Annotated in this window: 17 protein-coding genes; 10 read left to right on the top strand and 7 right to left on the bottom strand. The window is 69.8% G+C overall.

Annotated elements, in window-relative coordinates:
- The first annotated feature begins 58 nt into the window (after positions 1–58).
- Positions 59–3,604, top strand: a complete 3,546-nt coding sequence (locus tag ACTIFS_RS21120; protein ID WP_439576101.1) for a tetratricopeptide repeat protein — start codon at positions 59–61, stop codon at positions 3,602–3,604.
- Positions 3,605–3,635: 31 nt separating this feature from the next.
- On the opposite strand, the gene fliP is transcribed toward ACTIFS_RS21120, so the two are convergent.
- On the bottom strand, positions 3,636–4,379 hold the full coding sequence (gene fliP / locus ACTIFS_RS21125) for a flagellar type III secretion system pore protein FliP (protein ID WP_439576115.1): 744 nt from the start codon (positions 4,377–4,379) through the stop codon (positions 3,636–3,638).
- A 179-nt stretch (positions 4,380–4,558) separates the two neighbouring features.
- Positions 4,559–5,476 carry a flagellar biosynthetic protein FliO gene (locus ACTIFS_RS21130; RefSeq protein WP_439576102.1) on the bottom strand — a complete coding sequence of 306 codons (918 nt, stop codon included), beginning with the start codon at positions 5,474–5,476 and terminating at the stop codon, positions 4,559–4,561.
- Between the two features lie 247 nt (positions 5,477–5,723).
- Between ACTIFS_RS21130 and flgB the strand changes: the two genes are divergently transcribed.
- The 8 genes from flgB (at position 5,724) to ACTIFS_RS21170 (ending at position 14,106) form a co-directional block, all read left to right on the top strand.
- Positions 5,724–6,197: a flagellar basal body rod protein FlgB gene (gene flgB, locus ACTIFS_RS21135; protein WP_439576103.1), complete on the top strand. Its 474-nt coding sequence runs from the start codon at positions 5,724–5,726 to the stop codon at positions 6,195–6,197.
- 17 nt (positions 6,198–6,214) lie between these two features.
- Positions 6,215–6,625, top strand: coding sequence for a flagellar basal body rod protein FlgC (flgC, locus tag ACTIFS_RS21140; RefSeq protein WP_439576116.1), 411 nt, complete (start codon positions 6,215–6,217; stop codon positions 6,623–6,625).
- Positions 6,626–6,629: 4 nt separating this feature from the next.
- Positions 6,630–6,935 carry a flagellar hook-basal body complex protein FliE gene (fliE, locus tag ACTIFS_RS21145; RefSeq protein WP_439576104.1) on the top strand — a complete coding sequence of 102 codons (306 nt, stop codon included), beginning with the start codon at positions 6,630–6,632 and terminating at the stop codon, positions 6,933–6,935.
- A gap of 9 nt (positions 6,936–6,944) precedes the next feature.
- Positions 6,945–7,211, top strand: a complete 267-nt coding sequence (gene fliQ, locus ACTIFS_RS21150) for a flagellar biosynthesis protein FliQ (RefSeq protein WP_439576105.1) — start codon at positions 6,945–6,947, stop codon at positions 7,209–7,211.
- A 54-nt stretch (positions 7,212–7,265) separates the two neighbouring features.
- A complete protein-coding gene (gene fliR, locus ACTIFS_RS21155) occupies positions 7,266–8,033 on the top strand; it encodes a flagellar biosynthetic protein FliR (protein ID WP_439576106.1) in 768 nt (255 codons plus the stop codon).
- 3 nt (positions 8,034–8,036) lie between these two features.
- The gene (gene flhB, locus ACTIFS_RS21160) at positions 8,037–9,107 is read left to right on the top strand and encodes a flagellar biosynthesis protein FlhB (protein WP_439576107.1); all 1,071 of its coding nucleotides are present in this window, start codon (positions 8,037–8,039) and stop codon (positions 9,105–9,107) included.
- 174 nt (positions 9,108–9,281) lie between these two features.
- Positions 9,282–11,942 carry a cell cycle histidine kinase CckA gene (cckA, locus tag ACTIFS_RS21165; protein WP_439576117.1) on the top strand — a complete coding sequence of 887 codons (2,661 nt, stop codon included), beginning with the start codon at positions 9,282–9,284 and terminating at the stop codon, positions 11,940–11,942.
- A gap of 37 nt (positions 11,943–11,979) precedes the next feature.
- Entirely contained in the window at positions 11,980–14,106 is a 2,127-nt protein-coding gene (locus ACTIFS_RS21170) for a DUF294 nucleotidyltransferase-like domain-containing protein (RefSeq protein ID WP_439576108.1), read from the top strand.
- An 8-nt stretch (positions 14,107–14,114) separates the two neighbouring features.
- Here the strand turns inward: ACTIFS_RS21170 and ACTIFS_RS21175 are convergent, their stop codons facing one another.
- The 3 genes from ACTIFS_RS21175 to ACTIFS_RS21185 form a co-directional block, all read right to left on the bottom strand.
- Complete coding sequence (locus tag ACTIFS_RS21175) at positions 14,115–14,495, bottom strand: hypothetical protein (protein WP_439576109.1); 381 nt, start codon at positions 14,493–14,495, stop codon at positions 14,115–14,117.
- A 45-nt stretch (positions 14,496–14,540) separates the two neighbouring features.
- Positions 14,541–15,113: a hypothetical protein gene (locus ACTIFS_RS21180; RefSeq protein ID WP_439576110.1), complete on the bottom strand. Its 573-nt coding sequence runs from the start codon at positions 15,111–15,113 to the stop codon at positions 14,541–14,543.
- Between the two features lie 130 nt (positions 15,114–15,243).
- A complete protein-coding gene (locus ACTIFS_RS21185; RefSeq protein ID WP_439576111.1) occupies positions 15,244–16,872 on the bottom strand; it encodes a fumarate hydratase in 1,629 nt (542 codons plus the stop codon).
- Positions 16,873–17,072: 200 nt separating this feature from the next.
- Here ACTIFS_RS21185 and ACTIFS_RS21190 point away from each other — a divergent pair, with 200 nt between their 5' ends.
- Positions 17,073–17,345 (top strand): hypothetical protein, encoded by a 273-nt coding sequence (locus tag ACTIFS_RS21190; protein WP_439576112.1) that lies wholly within the window; start codon positions 17,073–17,075, stop codon positions 17,343–17,345.
- Between the two features lie 23 nt (positions 17,346–17,368).
- Here the strand turns inward: ACTIFS_RS21190 and ACTIFS_RS21195 are convergent, their stop codons facing one another.
- Together ACTIFS_RS21195 and fxsT are read right to left on the bottom strand one after the other, a co-directional pair.
- Positions 17,369–17,611: a hypothetical protein gene (locus ACTIFS_RS21195; RefSeq protein WP_439576113.1), complete on the bottom strand. Its 243-nt coding sequence runs from the start codon at positions 17,609–17,611 to the stop codon at positions 17,369–17,371.
- Between the two features lie 142 nt (positions 17,612–17,753).
- Positions 17,754–20,600, bottom strand: a complete 2,847-nt coding sequence (gene fxsT, locus ACTIFS_RS21200) for an FxSxx-COOH system tetratricopeptide repeat protein (protein ID WP_439576114.1) — start codon at positions 20,598–20,600, stop codon at positions 17,754–17,756.
- Between the last annotated feature and the right edge of the window lie 801 nt (positions 20,601–21,401).

Below are 21,401 nucleotides of genomic sequence, written 5' to 3' on the forward strand. Positions count from 1 at the left end.
ACGACCGCGCCCCGGCGCGGGGTAGCGTGTCGAGTGGCGTCCCATGGACGGGTGCGCAGTGGGCGTAAAGCGTCTTGCGAAGGGGAGGCTCACCGCCGCCCTGTTGCGCGCTGTGCTGACCCCCGCGCTGGTTCTGTCTCTCGCCCTCTTGCCTGGCACCGGCCCGGCCGAAGCGCAGAGGTCGCAGGCTGCCGCCGCGACCACGCTCAAGGTCGAGGCCACCGCCAGCACGGCGAACGGCTTCGCCCGTATCATCTTCAACCTGAACCAGATCGTCAGTTCCGAGGTCAAGATCAGCGGCGGCGTCCTCGTGGTCGCCTTCGGCCAGCCGATCGAAGTCCAGCAGATCGGCCTGCTGGTCTCGCAGCTCGACGGCTATGTCACCGCGGTGCGGAGCGATCCGGACGGCCGGTCGCTGCGTTTCGCGCTGTCGCGGCGGGTCACCGTCAATTCGATGGAGGCCGGCGAGCGCCTGTTCATCGACATGCTGCCGGATCGCTGGCCGGGGCCGCCGCCGGGCCTGCCGGCCGACGTGGTCGAGGAACTGACGCGCCGGGCGCGCGATGCCGAGCGCCGCGCGCGCGCCGCCGAGACGGCCCGTGCCGCCCGCGCCGTTCCGGCCGTCGGCGTGAGGATCGGCAACCATCCGACCTTCACGCGCATCCTGTTCGCGCTGCCGGAGCCGGTCGGCGTGGCGCTCGACCGTTCCGGCGACCGGCTGACGGTGAAGATCGCCAAGCCGTTCCGGGCCGATCTGCGCAATGTCCGCGACTCGCTGCCCAATTTCATCGCCGAGATCGAGGCCGACACCGCTGCCGACGAACTCCTGATCCGGATCATGGTGTCCCAGCAGGCCGATGTCCGCGCCTTCCGCGAGGACAACACCTATGTCGTGGATGTCTCCATGCCCCATATGCGGCCCGCGCCGCAGCAGGGCGCGATGGCCATGGCGCCGCCCGCAGGGGCAACCCGGCTGCCAGGAAACGCGCCGGTCCCCACCGTGCCGCTGCCCATCATGCCCCGGCAGCAGCCTGCGGCAGCCACTCCTGCCGCCCCCGCTCAGGCGACGCCCCCACAGCCGCCGCCCCCTCGGGCCGCCGCCGACCGGCCGCCTGCACCGGTGGCCCCGCCCCAGTTGGCCGCCAGACCCGCGCAGGCCGAGCCCGCGCCATCGGCCCGGCCGGCTGTCGGGGCCGAGCCCGCCCGCGGCGTCAGCCTGCAGGCACGCCGGGCCGGCGACACGATCCGCATTCTCGTGCCGTTCGCCCGGGACACGCCCGGTGCCGTGTTCCAGCGCGGCGACACGCTCTGGCTTGTGTTCGATGCCGCCGATCCGATCGACATTTCGGGCCTGCAGACCGGCGCCAACGGCCTGTTCGCCTCCGTCGATGCCACGCGCTCGCGTGACGGCACGGCCATCCGCATCGGGCTCGACCGGCAGGGCCTGACCTCGACAGGCCGGGACGGCACCGCCTGGATCATCACGCTCGCCGAAACCCAGCTCGAGCCGCCGCGGCCCGTCCAGCTGACCCGTGCCGCCGACGGTGGCCGGCTCGTCGCCTCGGCGGAGTTCGGCGGCGCCGGGCAGGTGCATTACCTCGCCGACCCCCTGGCCGGTGACGACCTGATCGTGGTGACGGGGGCGGGGCCTGCGCGCGCGTTCCTGCGCACGATGGAGATGGTCGAGTTCGCGGCACTGGCCGGCAGCCACGGCCTCGTCTTCCAGCCGCTGGCCGACGACCTGACCGTGTCGGTCGAGGGGGACCGGGTCAATGTCTCGCGCCCGCGCGGCCTGCAGCTCAGCGCCGCCGACGGTCGCCCGCAATCGGTGCAGCGCCTCGTCAGGCGGCCGCGCACGATCGCCTTCGATCTCGAACTGTGGACGGCCGACGAACAGGCGCCGTTCCGCGACCGTGAGACCGATCTCGCTGCAACCGCCGCCGCCGTCCATGAGACCCAGCGGACCGCCAAGCGCCTCGATCTCGTCCGCTTCTACATGGCCCGCCGCCGCTGGCCGGAGGCCAAGTCGGTGATCGATGCCATCATGCAACAGGACCGGCGGGTGGCCGAGGACGGCTCGCTGCTCGGTCTGCGCGGCGTCATCGCCGTCATGATGCACCGGCCCGCCGACGCTCTGCGCGACCTTGCCCACCCGGCCATGGCCACGGCTCCCGACGCGGCCCCGTGGCGGGCCGCCGCCCTGCTGATGGATTCCCGTGCCCGCGAGGCCAACGATACCTTCGAGAACTCCCAGATGGCCATCGGCACGCTGCCGGCCTCGCTGGCCCATGCGCTGCTCCTTCATGCGGCGAATGCGGCGATCGGCGCCGGAGCGCTGGAGCGCGCCGAGCGCTTGATCGAGGAGCTTCAGGAGATCGGCATCCCGGATGGCGGCGAGCAGCAGTTCGCCCTGCTGCGCGGCCGCCTGGCGGAGGCGCGCGGCCAGGACCGCGATGCCCTGGCGTCCTACTCGCGGGCAGCCAACGGGCATCACCTGCCGACCCGGGCGGATGCCGAGCAGCGGCTCGTCGCCACGCGGCTGCGCCTCGGCGAACTCGACCGCAAGGCGGCCATCTCCGAACTGGAGGTGATGAGCTTCGCCTGGCGCGGCGACGACGTGGAGGCAAGGACGCTGGCGCTGCTCTCCCGCCTCTATGCCGAGGAGAAGCGCTTCCGCGATGCCTTCGATGTCATGCGGCTGGCGCTTGCCGTGCATCCGCGCTCGCCGGCCGTGCACGAAGCGCAGGACGCGATGACCCGGCATTTCGAGCAGCTGTTCCTCGATGGCAATGCCGACCAGATGCGGCCGATCGAGGCGCTGTCGCTCTATTACGACTTCCGCGGCATGACCCCGCAGGGGCGGCGCGGCGACGAGATCATCCGGCGCCTGGCCGACCGGCTGGCGAGCATGGAACTGCTCGATCAGGCCGCCTCGCTGCTGCAGCACCAGATCGACCACCGCCTGCAGGGCGCCGCCCGCACGCAGGTTGCCGCCCGGCTCGCGCTGCTGCACCTGATGAACCGCAAGCCGGCGCTTGCCCTGCAGGTCCTGCAGACCACCCGCCTTGCCGACCTGCCCGAGGAACTGCGCATCCAGCGCTATCTGCTGGAGGCGCGCGGCCATGCCGACCTCGGCCGGCCGGACCGCGGCCTCGAACTGATTGCGGACATCCAGACGCCGGAAGCGGAAATGCTGCGGGCTGACATCCTGTGGGGCGCCGGGCGCCACAAGGAGGCTGCCGAACAGAGCGAGAGGCTCGTCGCGGCGGGACGCGGCGGCCAGCCCCTGTCCGAGGCGGCACGGCGCCATCTCCTGCGCGCGGCCATCGGCTTTGCCCTGATCGACGATGCGCTGGGGCTCGACCGCTTGCGCACGCGCTGGCAGGAGGCCATGGCCGACACGCCCGATGCCCGCGCCTTCGATGTGGTGACCTCGCCGATCGCGGCCCGCGGTGTCGAATACCGCGAGATCGCCCGCTCGATCGCCGACCGCGACACGCTGGAGGCCTTCCTGAAGGCCTATCGCGAGCGCTATCCCGCCGAGACACCGGGCGCCGGTCGTCCGACCTCGTCCGTTCCGGGCGCGGCACAGCGGCAGGGCTGACACGGCGGTTCGCTGACGCGGGCGTAGCGGCTCAGCCGCCGAAACTTCGCACCAGACTGCCGGCGACCAGGTTCCAGCCGTCGACCAGCACGAAGAAGATCAGCTTGAACGGCAGCGACACGGTGACCGGTGGCAGCATCATCATGCCCATCGACATGAGCACCGAGGCGACGACGAGATCGATGACGAGGAAGGGCACGAACAGCAGGAAGGCGATCTCGAAGGCGCGCCGCAGCTCGGAGATCATGAAGGCCGGGACGAGGACGCGGAACGACACCTCCTGGGGGGTCGGCGGCGGCGGCTCGCGCGACAATTCCTGGAACAGGGCGAGGTCCTTTTCGCGCACCTGCCCGAGCATGAACTCGCGAAAGGGCGCGGATGCCCGCTCGAACGCCTGGGTGACCTCGATCTGGTTGTCGATCAGCGGCCGGATGCCGTTCTCGTAGCTCTGCTGGAGCGTAGGGGCCATGACGAAGCCGGTCAGGAACAGGGACAGGCCGACGATGACGGCATTGGGCGGCGCGGTCTGCGTGCCGATGGCGGTGCGCAGCAGCGACAGCACCACGGCGATGCGCACGAAGCTCGTCACCATGATGAGGATGGACGGGGCCACCGACAGGACGGTCAGCAGCCCGATGAGCTGGATGACCCGCTCGGTGACGCCGGCGCCCTGACCGAGATTGATCGCGATGTCCTGCGCCAGCACGGGCGCGGCGAGGAGGGCGGCCGCCAGCGCAAGCCCGAGCGCAGCCAGGGCAGAGCGCCCGGCCGGCATCACAGTCCGCAGAACTGACAAGGCCCGCATCGCCGTCTCACCGCCGGCGCGAATCGCTCGCGCCGTGGCGGCAGTCTAGCAGGCTGCCGGGCACCGCCCTGCGGCAGCGGGGGCGCTGTGGACAGGTGCCGGCCAGGGCGAGGGACGATCGCCCATCGCCCCGATGATGGCTCAGCCGATCAGGAGGCTTTGGGCGGGGTGGGCCCGCGGCCGAGCAGCGCGGCCATCTCCTCTTCGAGACTGTCGAAGACGGACTTGTCGTCGGCCGACAAGGGCTTTGCCGGACCGCCCGCTGCCGCAGGGCCGGCAGACCCTGCCGCGGCGGCCGCCGGAGCAGACGGTCCGCCCGGCTTCGCGGCTGGCGGTCGAGCCGGCTGTGCCGGCATGCCGGGTGTCGGGCGAAGCGGGGCGGCCGGGTTCGCGCCGATCGGCTTGCGCAGGGCCGCCTCCAGCCGCGCGGCGACATCGTCGGTGGCCGGTGCAGCGGCCGGACCCGTGCCGGGGCGCGGCGCGGCGGGAGGGGCTATCGGCGCGGCGGGCTGGCCCGCGCGGGCGGGCGTGACGACGGGACTGATGCGCGGCGTCTCGCGCGGCGCGACAGGCGCCGGGCGGGCCGGTTCGGGTCGCGAAGGCTCGGGACGGGCCGGCTCGCGCAGGCTCGGGCGCACCGGATCGAGCCGCGGCGCGGGCGCCGGCTCCGGTCGCGGGGCATATTCGCCGGCCGCCTGACGGGCCTGTTCCCGCATCGACAGGCGCGGTGCCTCCGCGGCGACCGGGGCGGGCGGTGCGGGTTCGGCGGCTGCCGGCTCGCGCAGGGCACTGGCCGGAACCGGCATGCCGCGCACGATCGCGCTCTCCACCACGACGTCGGTTGGACCGCCAAGCAGGAGCAGATGTTCGACATTGTCGCGCCGGATCAGCACCAGCTTGCGGCGCTGGTCGACATCCGCATAGTCGAGAACCGCAAGGCGCGGCTGGCGCCCACGGCCGCCGGAGCCGATCCCGAGGCCGCGGCCGCGGATCAGACGAAAGATCCAGGCCGTCAGGCCAATGAGCACGAGCACGACGGCGAAAGCGACGATGAAAGTCGCTGCCAACGGCGCGTTAGGGCCCAGCAAGCTGGTGAGATAATTCATCGAGACTGATCCCATGCCATGCGCCGGCCGGGTAAGAACGTGCGCATTAAGTCTATGTTGAGGTTAACAGGCCCGGCAAGGCTTGCCGATGCCGACCTGCGCGGATGGTTAACCCGCGCCGGGAATGGTTAAAAGAGCCTTAGCGTTTAACCCCTCGTTAACCATGCACCGGGCATTGTTTGCCCACCCCCGGCGCGTGGAGAGGGCCATGACGACGAGCGACGTGCCGCTTTTTTCCATGCTACGGACCCGTATGCGCTGGCACCAGGAACGCCAGAAGCTATTGGCTGAAAATGTCGCGAATGCGGAAACACCGGGTTACCGGGCGCGCGACCTCAGGATGCCGAGCTTCCAGTCACTGGTGCGGGGTGGGGGCTCGGCCTCGGGCATGACGACGGCCGGGATCGGCGCGACAGCGACAACGGGTTCGCCTTCGGCCTCGGGCATCTCCGGCGTCAGCCAGACGAGTGCCCGGCATATTCCGCTCACGTCGGACCAGACCACCCGCTTCGATATCCGCCGTGACACGGGCGTCACGGCAACCCCGGATGGCAACCGCGTCAACCTCGAGGACGAGATGATGAAGGTCAGCCAGAACCAGCTCGACTATCAGGCGGTCGCCGGCCTTTACCAGCGTTCGCTGGGTCTGATCCGCACCGCCATCGGCAAGCGCACAGGCTGAGGAGACACGCCATGTCCATGGAATTCCTGCGCTCGCTCCGGATCGCCGCCGGTGGCATGCGCGCCCAGGCCGGCCGCATGCGGGTGGTGGCCGAGAACATCGCCAATGCCAATTCGACGTCGCAGGCGCCTGGCGGCGACCCCTACCGGCGCCGGATCCCGACCTTCCGCACCTCGTTCGACCGCGAACTGCAGGCGACCACCGTCCAGCTCGGCCCGGTGCGCCGGGCGCAGGGCGAGTTTCAGACCCGCTTCGACCCCAACCACCCGGGCGCCGATGGCCGCGGCTACGTCAAGATCCCCAATGTCAACTCGCTGGTCGAGAGCATGGACATGCGCGAGGCCCAGCGCAGCTACGAGGCGAACCTCAACGTGGTCACCTCCACGCGCCGGATGATCCAGCGCACCATCGAGCTTCTGAGAGTCTAGTCTGATGTCCACCACCTCCATTGCCGCCAATGCCTATGCGTCCGCCGCGCGGATGCTCTCGCCCGCCGCGGCCCAGCGCAGCGGCGGGGAGGGCACGGGCTTCGGCGACATGCTGCGCAATGCGGTGCAGTCGGTCGGCCAGACCGCCCGCACAACCGATCAGCGCACGCAGGCCATGGCGGCCGGCCGCGCCGATCTCATCGACGTGGTCACGGCGGTTGCCGAGACCGAGGTGGCGGTCGAATCCCTCGTGGCCGTGCGCGACAAGGTCGTGCAGGCCTACGAGGAAATCATGCGCATGCAGATCTGAAGGCATCCGATGAGCCCGCAAGACGTTCTGGACGTCGCCCGCGACGGCGTTCTCACCATCATCCTAGTCGCCGGTCCCCTGATGATCGTCGGCCTGCTGGTCGGCGTGATGATCTCGCTGGTCCAGGCACTGACCCAGATCCAGGAGCAGACGCTGGTCTTCGTGCCGAAGATTCTCGCCATCTTCGCAACGCTTGTCATCGCCCTGCCGTTCATGGGCGATGCGCTCAACGGCTACATGACCCGGGTCATGGCGAGGGTGGTGCTGGGCGGGTGAATCGGTTCTGATCCGCCGCCAAGCCACCCGCACGGTCCAGGAGGGGCCCGGCGCATGACCGTCCCGCTCTCGCCAGACCTGGTGGTGGTCTATTTCCTGATGTTCGCGCGCATCGGCACCATGATGATGCTGATGCCGGGCCTCGGCGACCGGTCCCTGCCGGTGCGCGTCAGGCTGGGCGTGGCCCTGCTCCTGACCCTCGTGCTCTATCCCCTGCACCGGCCGCTCTATGCGGTGGACCTTGCCCAGCCGGCCAGCGTGCTGCTGATCCTGTTCCAGGAACTGGCGGTCGGCTTCACGCTGGGCATGGCGGCGCGGATCGCGGTCTCCGCACTGCAGACGGCCGGCGTGGTCATCTCCAACACGATGGGCCTCGGCTTCGCGATGCAGGTCGATCCGACGCAGGGGCAGCAGGGCGCGGTGATCGGCACGTTCCTGACACTGACCGGGCTTGTGCTGGTCTTCGCCTCCGACCTGCACCACCTGGTGATCGCCGCCATTTCCGACAGTTTCACGATCATCCGGCCCGGGACCTTGCCGGATTCTGGCGATGCGGCCTCGTTCCTCGCCAGCGCCATGGCCCGGGCCTTCCTCATCGCCATCCAGCTGGCGGCACCCTTCATCGTCTTCGCGCTGGTGTTCAACATCGGGCTCGGCGTGCTGTCCAAGCTGATGCCGCAGATGCAGGTGTTCTTCGTCGCCATGCCCGCCACCATCGGTGTCGGCTTCCTGATCCTGCTGCTCGTCATCGGTGTGATGATGACCCACTATCTCGGGTCACTCGAAACCGTGCTCAACGACCTTGCCGTCAACCGGAGGTGACGCATGGCCGAGGGCAATGACGACAAGGACCAGAAGACACAGGAGCCGACACAGAAGAAGCTCGACGACGCGCTGAAGAAAGGCGACGTCGCCAAGAGCCAGGACCTGGTGACCTGGTTCCTCCTGTCGGCCGGCACGCTCGTGGTGGTGGTTTTCGCCGCGGGTGCCGCCGGTGGTCTGGCCCTGCCGCTGAAGAACCTCATCGGCAATGCCGATCTCGTGCAGGTCGACCGCACCGGCCTTATGGGCCTGCTGATGTCGCTGGTGCTGGCTGTCGTGCTGGCGCTCGGCCTGCCGTTCCTGGCCCTTTTCCTGGCCGGCGTTGCCGGCAACATGGTCCAGCACCGCCTGGTGTTCTCGGCCGAGAGCATGAAGCCGAAGGCCTCCAAGATATCGCCGGTCGCCGGTTTCAAACGCATCTTCGGCAAGGACGCGCTGGTCAACTTCCTGAAGGGGCTCGCCAAGATCTCGCTGATGGGGATCGTGATCGCCGCGGTGCTGTGGCCGCAGCGGTCGGTGATCGACAGCCTGGTGCGCATGGACGTGACCATGCTGCTGCCGTTCACCCATGGGGTGATCGTGCAGATCCTGGTCGCTGTCATGGCCATCCTGACCATCATCGCCATCGGCGACTACGTCTATCAGTACCAGCGCTGGTATAACCGGCAGCGCATGTCGATGCAGGAGCTCAAGGAGGAGTTCAAGCAGACCGACGGCAATCCCGAAATCAAGGCCAAGGTGCGCCAGATCCGGCGCGAGCGCTCGCGCAAGCGCATGATGGCCAATGTCCCGAACGCCACCGTGGTCATCACCAACCCGACCCACTATGCCGTGGCGCTGAAATACGAGCCCGGCATGGACGCGCCCCTGTGCGTGGCCAAGGGCATGGACGCCATCGCGCTCAAAATCCGCGAGGTGGCGACGGCAAACGGCGTTCCCATCGTCGAAAACGTCGCGCTCGCGCGCGCGCTTCACGCCGGCGTGGAGCTTGACGCGGAGATTCCGGAGGATCACTACCGGGCGGTGGCCGAGGTGATCGGTTATGTCATGCGCCTGAAGGGTGGGCTGAACTGATCCGGCCCGCCCGGATAACGCCGTCCCGCTGCACGCCGGCCTTGCCTCCGGGCCTGCAAGGCGGCACGACTAGTCATTGGTTCCCGAACAGATTCTCCGCGCCCTCCAGGACGGCTTTCGCGCATGGCCCTTGTCGAAAAGAATGCCCGCGCCGATCACCCGGACCAGCCGGGCATGAGCGGTCGCCGCGCCCTCGACCGATCCGAGCAATCGGGCTCGACGGTCATGGTCCTGGCCGTGGCCGTCGTGCTGGTCGGCGCCGCGCTGTTCTTCCTGGCGATCGGCCGGGACCAGGCCTATCCCTTCGTGCTCGGCCTTCTGGCGGTGCTCGCCGTCTGCGGCGTGTTCTCGCTGTTTGCCTATGCCGCCGGGATCCTGCGCTTTTCGACCGAGGACGGCCGCAACGATTTCACCCGCGCCATGACCGACGGGGCGCCGCAGGCGATCGTCGTGACCGAGCCGTCGGGGCGCGTGCTCTATGCCAATCCGGCCTATCTCCAGCTGACCGGCGTGACCGGCTCGGATGACGTCAAGGGCGTGGAACGGGCCTTCACCGGCGCGCCAGAGGTCTCCGAGGCCATCTACCGCCTGTCCCAGTCCGCGCGCGAGAACCGTCGCCACCAGGAGGAGGTGCGCCTGCCGGCAGCGGATGGCGCGCGCTGGTACCGGCTTCGGGTGCGGCCGCTGGTCGGCGAGGGCGTCGTGCGCCCGCGCGGGGTCGGGCGGGCGAGCGTCTGGTCGGTGGAGGACATCACCCGCGACCGCCAGCATGCGGAAAGCGCCTTCGAGACGCTGCAGCGGGCCATCGACTTCCTTGACCATGCCCCGGCCGGCTTCTTCTCCATGGAGCCCTCCGGCGACATCGGCTACATGAACGCCACGCTGGCGGGCTGGCTCGACCATGACCTGGCCGAGGTCGGCCCGGGCGGGCTGGCGCTGGCCGATATCCTGGCTGCGGACGGGGCGGCGCTGCTGCGGACCGTCACGCCGGTGCCGGGGGAGGTCGCGACGGCGACCTTCGACCTCGACCTCAAGCGGCGCAGCGGCGAGGCGCTGCCAGTCCGCCTGCTGCACAAGGTCGCCTTCGCCGCCGACGGCACGTCCGGTCCCTCGCGCACGCTCGTCATCCATCGCGGCCGCTCGGCCGATGAGGGCGACAGCCTGAGGGCGGCCGAGGTGCGGTTTGCCCGCTTCTTCAACAATTCCCCGCTCGGCATCGCAACCGTCGATGCATCGGGCAACGTGCTGCGCTCCAACCCGCTGCTGGCGCGCCTGTCCGCAGAACTGCTGCCCGAGGGACAGGCCGGCCAGAAGTCGATCATGGCGCTGGTCAAGGAGAGCTCGCGCGTCGATCTTGCCCATGCCATTGCCGAGGCGGCACGCGGGCGCAGCGACCTTGCCGGTGTCGACGGCGCGCTGCAGGGCAATGCCAACCGCTTCGCACGTTTCCTCGTGGCGCCGGTGGACGATCCGGAGGCGGCCGGCGAGGCGGCCATCGTCTATGCGGTGGAGACCACCGAGCTTCGCCAGTTGCAGGAGCAGTTTGCCCAGTCGCAGAAGATGAACGCGGTCGGCCAGCTGGCCGGCGGGGTGGCGCACGACTTCAACAACGTGCTGCAGGCGATCCTCGGCCATGCCGATCTCCTGCTGATGAACCACAAGCCGGCCGATCCGTCGTTCAACGACATCATGCAGATCAAGCAGAACGCCAACCGCGCGGCGAGCCTGGTGCGGCAGCTTCTGGCCTTCTCGCGCAAGCAGACCCTGCGCCCGCAGGTGATCCAGCTCGGCGACGTGCTCTCCGACCTGTCGATGCTGCTGCGGCGCTCGCTCGGCGAGCGGGTCGGCCTCGACGTCGTCCACGGCCGCGACCTCTGGCCGGTGCGGGCCGACGTCACCCAGCTCGAACAGGTGATCCTGAACCTTGCCGTCAATGCCCGCGACGCCATGCCGGATGGCGGCAAGCTGACCATCCGCACGGTCAATGTGCCGGCCTCGGAGATCGGGCGCCACCAGACCAAGGACCAGCCGGTGGAGATGCCGGCCAGCGACTGCGTGCTGATCGAGGTGACCGACACCGGAACCGGCATTCCCGAGGACATCCGGCAGAAGATCTTCGACCCGTTCTTCTCCACCAAGGATGTCGGCAAGGGCACGGGGCTCGGCCTGTCGACCGTCTATGGCATCGTCAAGCAGTCCGGCGGCTATGTGTTCGTCGATTCGGCCGTCGGCCGGGGCACCACGTTCCGCATCTTCCTGCCGCGCCATGTCGCCCTGCCGGAGGACGATGTTGTTCTGCCCAAGGAGGATGCGTCGCGCTCCCCGGCGCCGGCAGCGCCTGCACTTCCGGCAGCGCCTGCGGTCCTGCTGGTGTCCGGCGCGGAGGCTCCGGCCATGGCGGCGCCGGCCGCTGCGCCAACCGCTGCGCCGGTTACACCCCCACCGGCCCTGCCGCCGCGCGACGACACGGGGGCCGGCACCATTCTGCTGGTGGAGGACGAGGAGGCGGTCCGCGCCTTTGCCTCGCGGGCGCTGTCCTCGCGCGGCTATACCGTGCTCGAGGCCGGCTCCGGCGTCGAGGCGCTGGAGGTGATGAAGGAGGCGGGGCCGGTCGACCTGGTCGTCTCCGACGTGGTGATGCCGGAAATGAACGGCCCGACGCTGCTGGGCGAACTCAGGAAGTCCAATCCCGATATCAAGGTAATCTTCGTCTCCGGCTATGCCGAGGAGGCGTTCCGCAACGACCTGCCTGAGGGCCAGGATTTCGCCTTCCTGGCGAAACCGTTCTCGCTGAAGCAACTGATCGAGGCCGTGAAGGCTCAGATCAAGGTCTAGCTCGCCTTTGCCGGGCGGGCGGGACTAACCTGCCACCATGCCCGCGCAGGCCGCCCACCCGCTGATCGCGCTCGATGCCGTCGTCCTCGATACGGAGACGACCGGGCTCGACCCGACGCGGGCGCGCCTCGTCCAGATCGGCGCCGTGGCGATCCGGGAAGGGCAACTCGTCCCCGAGGAGCGTTTCGACCGGCTGGTCGATCCCGGAGGGCCGATTCCCCCCGCCTCGACGGCGATCCACGGGATCGACGATGCGGCCGTCGCCGGCAAGGGCGCTTTCATTACCGCCTACGAGGCGTTCGAGACCTTCCGCCGCGGGCGGCTGGTCGTCGGCCACAATCTCGGCTTCGACCTGGCGATCCTGAAGCGCGAATGCCGGCTTGCCGGACGGGCGTTCGTGCCACCGCCCTCGCTGGATACGCGCCTGCTCGGCGAGGTCTGCTTTCCATCCCTGCCGGACCAGACGCTGGAGGTGCTCTCCGGCCGCCTCGGCCTCGGGCTCGACCGTAGCCAGCGGCACGATGCCGTCGCGGACGCCATTTCGGCTGGGGCGCTGCTCGTGGCGCTGGTTCCCCATCTCAAGGAGCGCGGCATCCGCACCGTCGGCGAGGCGGACGAGGCCTGCCGCCGGCTCGCGGGTGCGCTCGAGAACTTCGCCCGCGCCGGCTGGGTCGAGCCGGGGGTGCTTGCCGACAGGGCCGCCCAGGCCTCGGCTCTCGCCCGCATCGACGCCTTCCCGTTCCGCCACCGGGTGCGCGACCTGATGGCCAGCCCACCGGTCATCGTGGCGCCCGGCCTGCCGGTTGCCGGTGTCGTCGACCTGATGATGGAGCGGCGAATCTCCTCGGTCTTCGTGGCCGAGGCAGCGGGTTCACGCGCCTCGGACTGCGGCATCCTGACCGAGCGCGACGTGATGCGGACGATTGCCGCCGAGGGCGGGGCAGCGCTCGGTCTGCCGGCCGGCCCGGTCGCGTCCCGTCCTCTGGCCACGGTCCGGGCGGATGATTTCGCCTATCGGGCGATCGGGCGCATGGACAGGCTGAAGGTCCGTCACCTGGGCGTCGAGGACGCGGAAGGGGCGCTGGTCGGCGCGCTGTCGGCGCGCGATCTCCTGAAGGCGCGGGCGAGCGACGCGCTCATGCTTGGCGATGCCATCGAGGCGTCCGACAGCCCGGCGGGGCTTGCCGCTGCCTTTGCCCGCATGCCGGTGGTGGCCAGCCACCTGATGCAGGAGGAAGTGCCGGCGCGCGACGTCGCAGCCGTCATCAGCCACGAGATTGCAGCGCTCACGGGCCGGGCGGCCCGCCTTGCCGAAATGCGCATGGCCGACGAGGGTCACGGAGCCCCGCCGGTGTCCTATGCGGTTCTGGTGCTGGGCTCGGTCGGCCGCGGCGAGAGCCTGCTGGCGGCCGATCAGGACAATGCGGTGGTGACCGCCGTGCCGGCCGATCCGGAGGCGGCCGACCGCTGGTTCGCCCGCTTCGGCACGCATCTGGCCGACTTCCTGGATGCCGCCGGCGTCGTCTATTGCAAGGGCGGGGTCATGGCGAAGAACCCGGCCTTTCGCGGCTCGATTGAGGACTGGCGCGGTCGGATCACCGAATGGCTCGGCCGCAACCGGCCGGAGGATCTGCTCGCGGTCGACATCTTCTACGATTTCCGGCCCGTCCACGGCGATATGGAACTGGCGGCCCGCCTGTTCGACGAGGCCTATGAAGCCGCGCACCGGTCACCGCTCCTGGCAAAACTGCTGGCCGGCGAGATCGAGGGTCACCGGCCGCCGCTGACGCTGCTCGGCGGGTTCCGGACCGAGCAGGGTCGGGTGGACCTGAAGAAGGGCGGGCTGTTCCCGGTGGTCGCGGCGGCGCGGTGTCTGGCCATGCGCCACAACATCCGCCTGCGGGCGACGCGCGAGCGCATCGAGGCGGTGCGGCGCATGAAGATCGGCTCGGATGCCGATCTGGAGCGCTGGCCGGAGGCCCATGCGGTGATCGTCGATGCCATCCTTCGGCAGCAGCTTGCCGACATTGCCGCCGGCCGGCCTCCGGGCAACCGGGTCGATCCCTCGGTTCTGACCCGCGCGGGCCAGCGGCGGCTGAAGGAAGCGCTCGGCACGCTGGGCGAGGTGGCGACCACCGTCCGCGACCTGCTGTTCCGCAACTGAGGCGGCGATCAGCGGCAGTTGCGGGCGACGATCTCGCGCCAGTCAGCGATGGAGCCGATCATCTGGCCGACATTCTCCTGCCGGTGGCGGCCGGTGGTGCAGCGCTCGAACACCACGGCTGCCTGCTGCATCACGCGGATATGGTCGCGGAACACCGAGCAGCGCTGGGCGATGGGGGATGAGCGGGTGGTCTCGAGGCGCCGCAGCGTCGCCTTCAGGCGGGTGTCGGTCGCCGACAGGTCGCGCGCGCAGAACGCCGCCGCCGCCGTCGACTGCGCAAGGGCCGACCCTGCCGGCACCAGCGCGAGGCAGGCTGCGGCCATGATCGCAAAAAGAAGGCCCGCAAGGCCGGGGGGCCTGCGGGCCAGGTCAGGAGTTTGGAGGGGCATGCGGAAGGTCGTCCGGAAGGTGGCCGGGTCAGGCCGGGAAGGGGATCAGTGGCAACCGTTGGCGATCACGCCGTTCCAGTCGGTCATGGAGCGGCGGATCAGGCTCAGCTTGGAGGCGCGCGCCTCGCCCTGGACGCAGCGGTCCACGGCGCGGGCGGCGCGCTGCAGGGAGGTCATGTGCACGCGGAAGGCCTGGCACTGGGCCGCACCGTCCGCCTCATAGGCCGCCTCGACCTTGGTCAGGCTCTGGTTGACCTCGGCGTCGATGGCGTCGACAGAAGCCGGGCAGGGCTCGGCGGCCATGGGAAGCGTGCCGAGGGCGGCCGTCTGCGTGGCCGCGGCGGCCGGCGCCGCCGCCTGCGGCGCGGTGATCCGCGGCTGCAGCAGGGTGCGGGCGTCGTCGGCGTGCAGGGTGCCGTGGATCATGGCGGGCGACACGGAGGCGAGGCGCACCGGCTCGGCGGCGCGCACCGGCCAGGCGGTCATGACCATGGCGAGGAAGGCAATCGCGGTGGCGGCCACCAGCGAGGAAGCGATCACCGCCAGCGTCTGTGCATCGGCGGTGGAGGACTGGGCAGTGGCGAAGCTGCGCTGCGTGGTCGGGATCGAGCGGCGCATGGCGAACCCCTTTTCGTAAATCCCCTTGGCGTGGATGGCACATTCGCGCCACCCGGTTTCACGGGGATTGCGGGGCGCGCCATCCGATGTTTCCGGCCCGAAACAGGCCGGTCACATCGGATCGAACGCCTCAGCCGAGGTTCAGTTCCTTGAAAAAGTCGTTGCCCTTGTCGTCGACAACGATGAAGGCGGGGAAATCCTCGACCTCGATCCGCCAGATCGCCTCCATGCCGAGCTCGGGATATTCCAGCACCTCCACCTTGCGGATGCAGTCCTGGGCGAGGCGGGCGGCAGGGCCGCCGATGGAGCCGAGATAGAAGCCGCCGTGCTTGGCGCAGGCCTCGCGCACCTCGCGCGAGCGGTTGCCCTTGGCGAGCATGACCATGGAGCCGCCGGCGCCCTGGAACTGGTCGACGAAGCCGTCCATGCGGCCGGCCGTCGTCGGGCCGAACGAGCCGGAGGCATAGCCCTCGGGCGTCTTGGCGGGACCTGCGTAATAGACAGGGTGGTTGCGGAAATAGTCGGGCATGGGTTCGCCGCGGTCGAGGCGCTCGCGGATCTTCGCGTGCGCGGCATCGCGCGCGACGATCATCGGGCCGGTGAGCGAGACCCGCGTCTTGATCGGCTGCCGCGAGAGCGTTGCGAGGATTTCCGGCATCGGCCGGGTGAGGTCGATCCGGACCACATCGCCGCCGAGCGCGCCCTCGTCGATCTCCGGCAGATACTGCGCCGGGTGATGCTCCAGCTCCTCGAGAAACACGCCGTCGCGGGTGATCTTGCCGAGCGCCTGCCGGTCGGCCGAGCAGGAGACCGCGATGGCGATGGGCAGCGAGGCGCCATGCCGCGGCATGCGGATGACGCGCACGTCGTGGCAGAAATACTTGCCGCCGAACTGGGCGCCGACCCCCATGGCCTGGGTCAGCTTGTGGACCTCCTCCTCCATGGCCAGGTCGCGGAAGGCGTGGGCGAATTCGGAGCCCGCCGTCGGCAGCCCGTCCAGATAGCGGGCGGTGGCGAGCTTGGCCGTCTTCATCGTGTGTTCGGCGGAAAGCCCGCCGATGACGATGGCGAGGTGGTAGGGCGGGCAGGCGGCGGTGCCGAGGGTGAGGATCTTCTCGTGCAGGAACTTGATCATCCTGTCATGGGTCAGGATGGAGGGCGGCGCCTGGAACAGGAAGCTCTTGTTGGCCGAGCCGCCGCCCTTGGCCATGAACAGGAACTTGTAGGCGTCCTCTCCCTCGGCATAGATCTCGATCTGGGCGGGGAGGTTGTTGCGAGTGTTGCGCTCCTCGAACATCGAGAGCGGCGCCACCTGCGAATAGCGCAGGTTCTTCTTCTCGTAGGCGTCGAGCACGCCCTGGCCGAGCGCCGCCTCGTCCTCGCCTTCGGTCCAGACGAGCCGCCCCTTCTTGCCCATGATGATGGCGGTGCCGGTGTCCTGGCACATGGGCAGCACGCCGCCGGCGGCGATATTGGCGTTCTTCAAAAGGTCATAGGCAACGAACTTGTCGTTGGCGGTCGATTCCGGATCGTCGAGGATGCGGCGCAGCTGGGCGAGGTGGCCGGGGCGCAGCAGGTGGTTGATGTCGATGAAGGCCTGTTCGGACAGGAGCCGGATCGCCTCGCGCTCGACCACGACCACCTCCTTGCCGAGCACGGTCTCCACCCGCACCCCCTGCGAGGTGAGCTTGCGATAGGGCGTTTCGTCCTTTGCCAGCGGAAAGAGCGAATAGGAGCCGGCGGCAAGGGGAGCGTTCATGGCAGATGATCCCGTCGGAAGGCGCCGGGCGAGGGCGCGTGTGGCAGGGCGATGGCGGTTCATAGGCCATCCCGACGGCGGATTGAAGTCGTTCCAGGGTGAGAGGCCCGCCGGCTGAACCTTGCCTGAACCGGTGCGGTCAGGAGGGGTTCGGCGAGGCTGTGGGACCGTGCCGGCAACCGGACCAGAGGAGACCAGCCATGCACTATCGCCCCTTCGGCATAGCCCCCGCTTCCCGACCCGCCGCCGAGCCGATGGGGCTCGGCCTGCTGGCGGGCCTGTCGGCCCTGTTCGGCGGTCTCTTCTACATGGCCGATGTGACGCTCCCCGATCTTCTGCGCCATCCGCTGTGGAGCCTCAGGCAACTGACGATCGGGTCCATCGGGGAACTGGTCCGCGCCATTCCGTTCCTGCTGCAGGGCGCGCTGATCGCGGCGCCGGTCTGGCTGCTCCTGCGCCGTCGCGGCCGGTGATGGGCGGTTGATCGCCGGGGGGCTCAGCGCCGCCGCCCGATCAGGAGCCAGCGCAAGGCCAGCGCCACGAGGCCGGTGAAGGCGACGAGCACGGCGGCAAGCGTCAGCATGGCCAGCATGAACCGCGGCTCGGGCTCGATCGCGGCGGCAAGGCAGCACAGGAGGACGGTGGCGACCGCCGTCATGAGCAGCCGTTCGCGCAGGCTGTTCCAGAGGCCGGCCCGGCTCTCGGCCGCGCGGTCGGATGATGTGGTCGGGCTGTCCATGCGGGTCTCCAGCGGTCGGCGGAACCCTTGGCAGGGGACGCGCCGTCGCGGGATTGCCCCGGCTTGCAGGGGCTTGCTGCGAGGGCCTTGCTGTGAGGATCTTGCTGCTGGGCTCGGCAGCCGACAGGCCGCGTCTGCCGGATCAGCCCGCGTCCTGTGTCTCCAGGCCCAGGCGGCCGGCAACGTCAGCCGCACTGTCCGGCTGCCCCTCGACCCTCGCCAGTTCCACGAAGGTGAGCGCCGAATCCCGGGTCCACGGATGGGTTTCGCCGAGCGTCGCCTCGTGCACCTTCAACGCGGCGGCGACCGTTTCCAGCGCCTCGGCGGTTCGGCCGGCATCGGTGAGGATCTGCGCCAGCGAATGCTGCTGGCGGGCATAGATCGGATGGTCCGGGCCAAGCGATTCCACCGAGATGGCCAGCGATTCGCGCGCCATGGCCTCGGCCTCGTCGAGCCGGCCGGCGCGCCACAGCACCCGTCCCAGATTGTTGAAGCAGCGGGCGACCTCGTGGTGGCGGTGGCCAAGCCGCCGCTCGCCGATGGCGATGGCCTCTCGATAGACCGGCTCGGCCTCGTCGTTGCGGCCGGCCTCGTTCAGGAGGATGCCGAGATTGTTGCGCCAGGCGACCGCGTGGATGGAGTTTGAGCCCGCAGCCGCATCGTTGATGGCGATGGCCTCGCGGTAAAGCGGCTCGGCCTCCTCCCGCCGGCCGGTGTCGTTGAGCAGGCGGGCGAGGTTGTTGAGCCTTATGGCCACGTCGAGGTGCTGACGGCCGAGGCGCGCCTCGCCGCTGGCAATCACCTCGCGGAACAGCGGCTCGGCCTCGTCGAAGCGCCCGGCGGCGGCGATCAACTGGGCGAGATCGTTGATGCGCCGGCCGACTTCCGGGTCGTCGCGGCCCGCGCCGGCCTCGCCGATCGCGATGGCCTGCCGGTAGAACGGCTCGGCGTCGCGATAGGCCCCGCGGCCGAACAGGTAGCGGCCGGCGCGGTGGAACAGAATGGCTGCGGCGGGTTCTGCTGCAGTGCTCCAGCGGGCCAGCTCCCTTGTCGCCAGGACATGGGGCATGAGGCGGCCGCAGGCGCGCCACAGGCCGGGGTCCAGATGGGCATTGTCGGGAAAGGCACAGGCCAGTGCCGCGATCACGCGGTCGGCCATGACCTCCGCCCGGCCCTGGTCGGCGAGGCGAACCCGCATGGCCGCCTGGATCAGGCGGTGGAGATTGATGGCCGGCGCGCCATCGGAAAACTGGTCGTGCTCCACCAGCGAGACGGCGAACAGCGCCGCAAGGGCCTCCGCGCGGTCGTCCTCGTCCATCACCGCGTCGGAAACGAGATCGAGCGGGATGCGCTCGGGCGCCATGTGGGCGAAAAGCCCGAGCAGGTCTTCGGCCGCCGGCTGTTCCAGCGTCGCCTTGTCGATGGCCATGCCGAAGGTGGCCGCGATGCTGGCCGGATAGGCCACGCCCTTCGGCGCGCGCTGGACCCGCGCGTCGATCTTCTCCGAATAGCCGCCGAAGCTGGTGGCGGTGGCCCGGCAATAGGCGCCGGCATGGTCGAGGGCGAGCGGCAGGTGGCCGACGGCGGCGGCCAGCCGGCGGGCGCCGACGGGATCGTCGCGGCCGGCGCGCTTCTGCAGGAACTCGGCGGCGGCGTCCGGCTCGAAGATCTGCAGGTCGATCTCGGCGGCGCGCCCGCCCCAGTCGGCCCAGCGGCTGGTCATGACCAGCCGGACGCCGGCCGGCGGGGTCAGGTTGCGGACGATCTCGGGCGAATCGACATTGTCGAAGACCAGCAGGAAGGGTGGCGTCATCTGCGCCAGCCGCTTGAAGCCGCCGAGCACCTGCCGTTCGCGGTCGGCCTCCGCGGCAAGGGCGGGATCGAGCGTCACGGCAAGGGTCGCCAGGCTGTCGACCAGCAGTTCGCGCTGCTCGGCCGGGGCCCACCAGACGCCTGAGAAGGCTTCGCGGTGGCGGTAGGCATATTCGGCAGCGAACGAGGTCTTGCCGATGCCGGCCATGCCGTGGGTCACCGCCTGGCCGATGGCGTCCGCCTGTGGCCCCACCGCATCGTGCAGGGCGGCAAGACCCGCCTCGCGGCCGGTGAAGTTGAGGTCGCGCGGCGGCACGTTGGCGAAGAGCTGGACGGCCGGGGCGATCTCGGACGGACGGGCCAGGGCCACCGCATTGGGCGGCGGGCGGCGGTCCATCGGGCCACCGAAGCCCGGCGCCTCGCCCGCCGGCGCATCCTTGAGGACGACCGGGGCGATGGCCCCCTGCAGGAACACCGCCGGCCGCTGCCGGTTGCCGGTCATGGCCGCGACATCGCCGGCGACGCCAAGGAAGATCTCGTCCAGCCGGTGGCCGCCGGCCGCCAGACGCCCGGACAGCGCCATCGCATAGGGGCTGTTGCCGGCCTCGCCGTCCTCGGCCACCTCGCCGGCGGCGGTGGAGAACACGAGGATGGTGCCGTCCGGCAGGTGCTCGACCGCGCCGAGCCCCTGGGTGAGCCCACCTTCGGAGGCGCGGATGTCGTTGTTGCGGCAGGCATCGACCACGATGACGGTGGCGAGCGGGCGGCACTCGGACAGTTCCGCCACGAGATAGTCCACCGGCACGGCGCCGCTGCGCAGGTAGCGCGTCTCGGGGATCTGGGCGTCCACCGGCACCAGATAATTGGCGCCGCGGAACTGGATGCCGTGGCCGGCAAAATAGAAGAAGCCGATGCCCTCGGCGCCGGCCTGCTCCAGCCGCTGGGCGAAACGGACCATGGCGGTCTCGAGCTGCGTCTTGGCGGGGTCGATCAGCAGCTCGACATCGAAGCCGAGCGGTTTCAGCGCAGCGGAGACCAGTGCGATGTCGCGCGGCGGATTGGCCAGCCGGCCGCCCGGATAGGCACCCGCACCGACCAGCAGCGCCACGCGCGGCGAAGCGGCCGCGGACCGGACGTCGCGGCTGTCATCCGTCATGGAGAAGAAGCGCGTGGCCATGATCGCTCCGCAACCGAACCTAGGTGCGATGCAGCGCACTGGCAACGCTCACGGTGCCGCGGGGTGAGGGGGCATGTTCAACAGGCCGGCAGGGACGGCAGTCCAGCGGGCGAAAGGCTGCGTCCGATCCGTCATGCCGGCAGAACCCCGGCGTCAGACGGGCCTAACCGCTGGGCGCGTCGCTTCTCTTCTTCCCCGGGTCGGGGAACATGCCGGAACCCGGCGTCTTTGCCTCGTCGATCAGCCGGGGATCGGCATGGGGTCCCTCAGGCGGCGTTTTCGGCCGCGGAGGAGGTCCATTTTTCGGTGCGGTGCTTTTTCGGTCGGTTCGGCTCATGCCGGACCAATCCGCCAGGCAGCCAAGGGTTCCCTTCGTGTCGGGCCCGGCGGGCACCGGAGGTCCATTTTTCGGTGCGGCAACCCGTCAGACCCTGTCGAGCCCTTTGCAACGCCCACCCGTCGCGGCACCGGATCGTGCCCCTCCGGTCCGGGCCGCGCCAGCCGCCGGGTGGCAAAACGGGCGGAACAAAAAGGGGTATTGCGACTACCCCTCAAACGAGCCGAACATGACCAGAACAGGGTTGGTGTTAAGGCTGGCAAGGTGACCCGCACCGACCGTCGGGCTCATGATCGCCCGGGTTTTGCTACCATTGATTGGTCTGAGTGTGATATGCTCGTGAAGTCAGGATCGCGTTTTTTCCAAACGACGGTTCTGTCAGACCCGCCCGGCGCCCGTGCCCCCCACGTGTAGACCAGCCGGGCGGGTCACTTATCGACCCAAGAAGTTCGCTGCGCCGGCGA

It is taken from the genome of Phreatobacter sp. (genome assembly GCF_051860605.1).
Taxonomy (GTDB): Bacteria; Pseudomonadota; Alphaproteobacteria; order Rhizobiales; family Phreatobacteraceae; genus Phreatobacter.

Excerpts from the sequence above, each read along its gene's own strand:
- fliP (WP_439576115.1), bottom strand. The coding sequence starts at position 4,379 with ATGCCGGCCGGGCGCTCTGCCCTGGCTGCGCTCGGGCTTGCGCTGGCG.
- flgB (WP_439576103.1), top strand. The coding sequence starts at position 5,724 with ATGACGACGAGCGACGTGCCGCTTTTTTCCATGCTACGGACCCGTATG.
- flgC (WP_439576116.1), top strand. The coding sequence starts at position 6,215 with ATGGAATTCCTGCGCTCGCTCCGGATCGCCGCCGGTGGCATGCGCGCC.
- fliE (WP_439576104.1), top strand. The coding sequence starts at position 6,630 with ATGTCCACCACCTCCATTGCCGCCAATGCCTATGCGTCCGCCGCGCGG.
- fliQ (WP_439576105.1), top strand. The coding sequence starts at position 6,945 with ATGAGCCCGCAAGACGTTCTGGACGTCGCCCGCGACGGCGTTCTCACC.
- fliR (WP_439576106.1), top strand. The coding sequence starts at position 7,266 with ATGACCGTCCCGCTCTCGCCAGACCTGGTGGTGGTCTATTTCCTGATG.
- flhB (WP_439576107.1), top strand. The coding sequence starts at position 8,037 with ATGGCCGAGGGCAATGACGACAAGGACCAGAAGACACAGGAGCCGACA.
- cckA (WP_439576117.1), top strand. The coding sequence starts at position 9,282 with ATGAGCGGTCGCCGCGCCCTCGACCGATCCGAGCAATCGGGCTCGACG.
- ACTIFS_RS21170 (WP_439576108.1), top strand. The coding sequence starts at position 11,980 with ATGCCCGCGCAGGCCGCCCACCCGCTGATCGCGCTCGATGCCGTCGTC.
- ACTIFS_RS21175 (WP_439576109.1), bottom strand. The coding sequence starts at position 14,495 with ATGCCCCTCCAAACTCCTGACCTGGCCCGCAGGCCCCCCGGCCTTGCG.
- ACTIFS_RS21180 (WP_439576110.1), bottom strand. The coding sequence starts at position 15,113 with ATGCGCCGCTCGATCCCGACCACGCAGCGCAGCTTCGCCACTGCCCAG.
- ACTIFS_RS21185 (WP_439576111.1), bottom strand. The coding sequence starts at position 16,872 with ATGAACGCTCCCCTTGCCGCCGGCTCCTATTCGCTCTTTCCGCTGGCA.
- ACTIFS_RS21190 (WP_439576112.1), top strand. The coding sequence starts at position 17,073 with ATGCACTATCGCCCCTTCGGCATAGCCCCCGCTTCCCGACCCGCCGCC.
- ACTIFS_RS21195 (WP_439576113.1), bottom strand. The coding sequence starts at position 17,611 with ATGGACAGCCCGACCACATCATCCGACCGCGCGGCCGAGAGCCGGGCC.
- fxsT (WP_439576114.1), bottom strand. The coding sequence starts at position 20,600 with ATGGCCACGCGCTTCTTCTCCATGACGGATGACAGCCGCGACGTCCGG.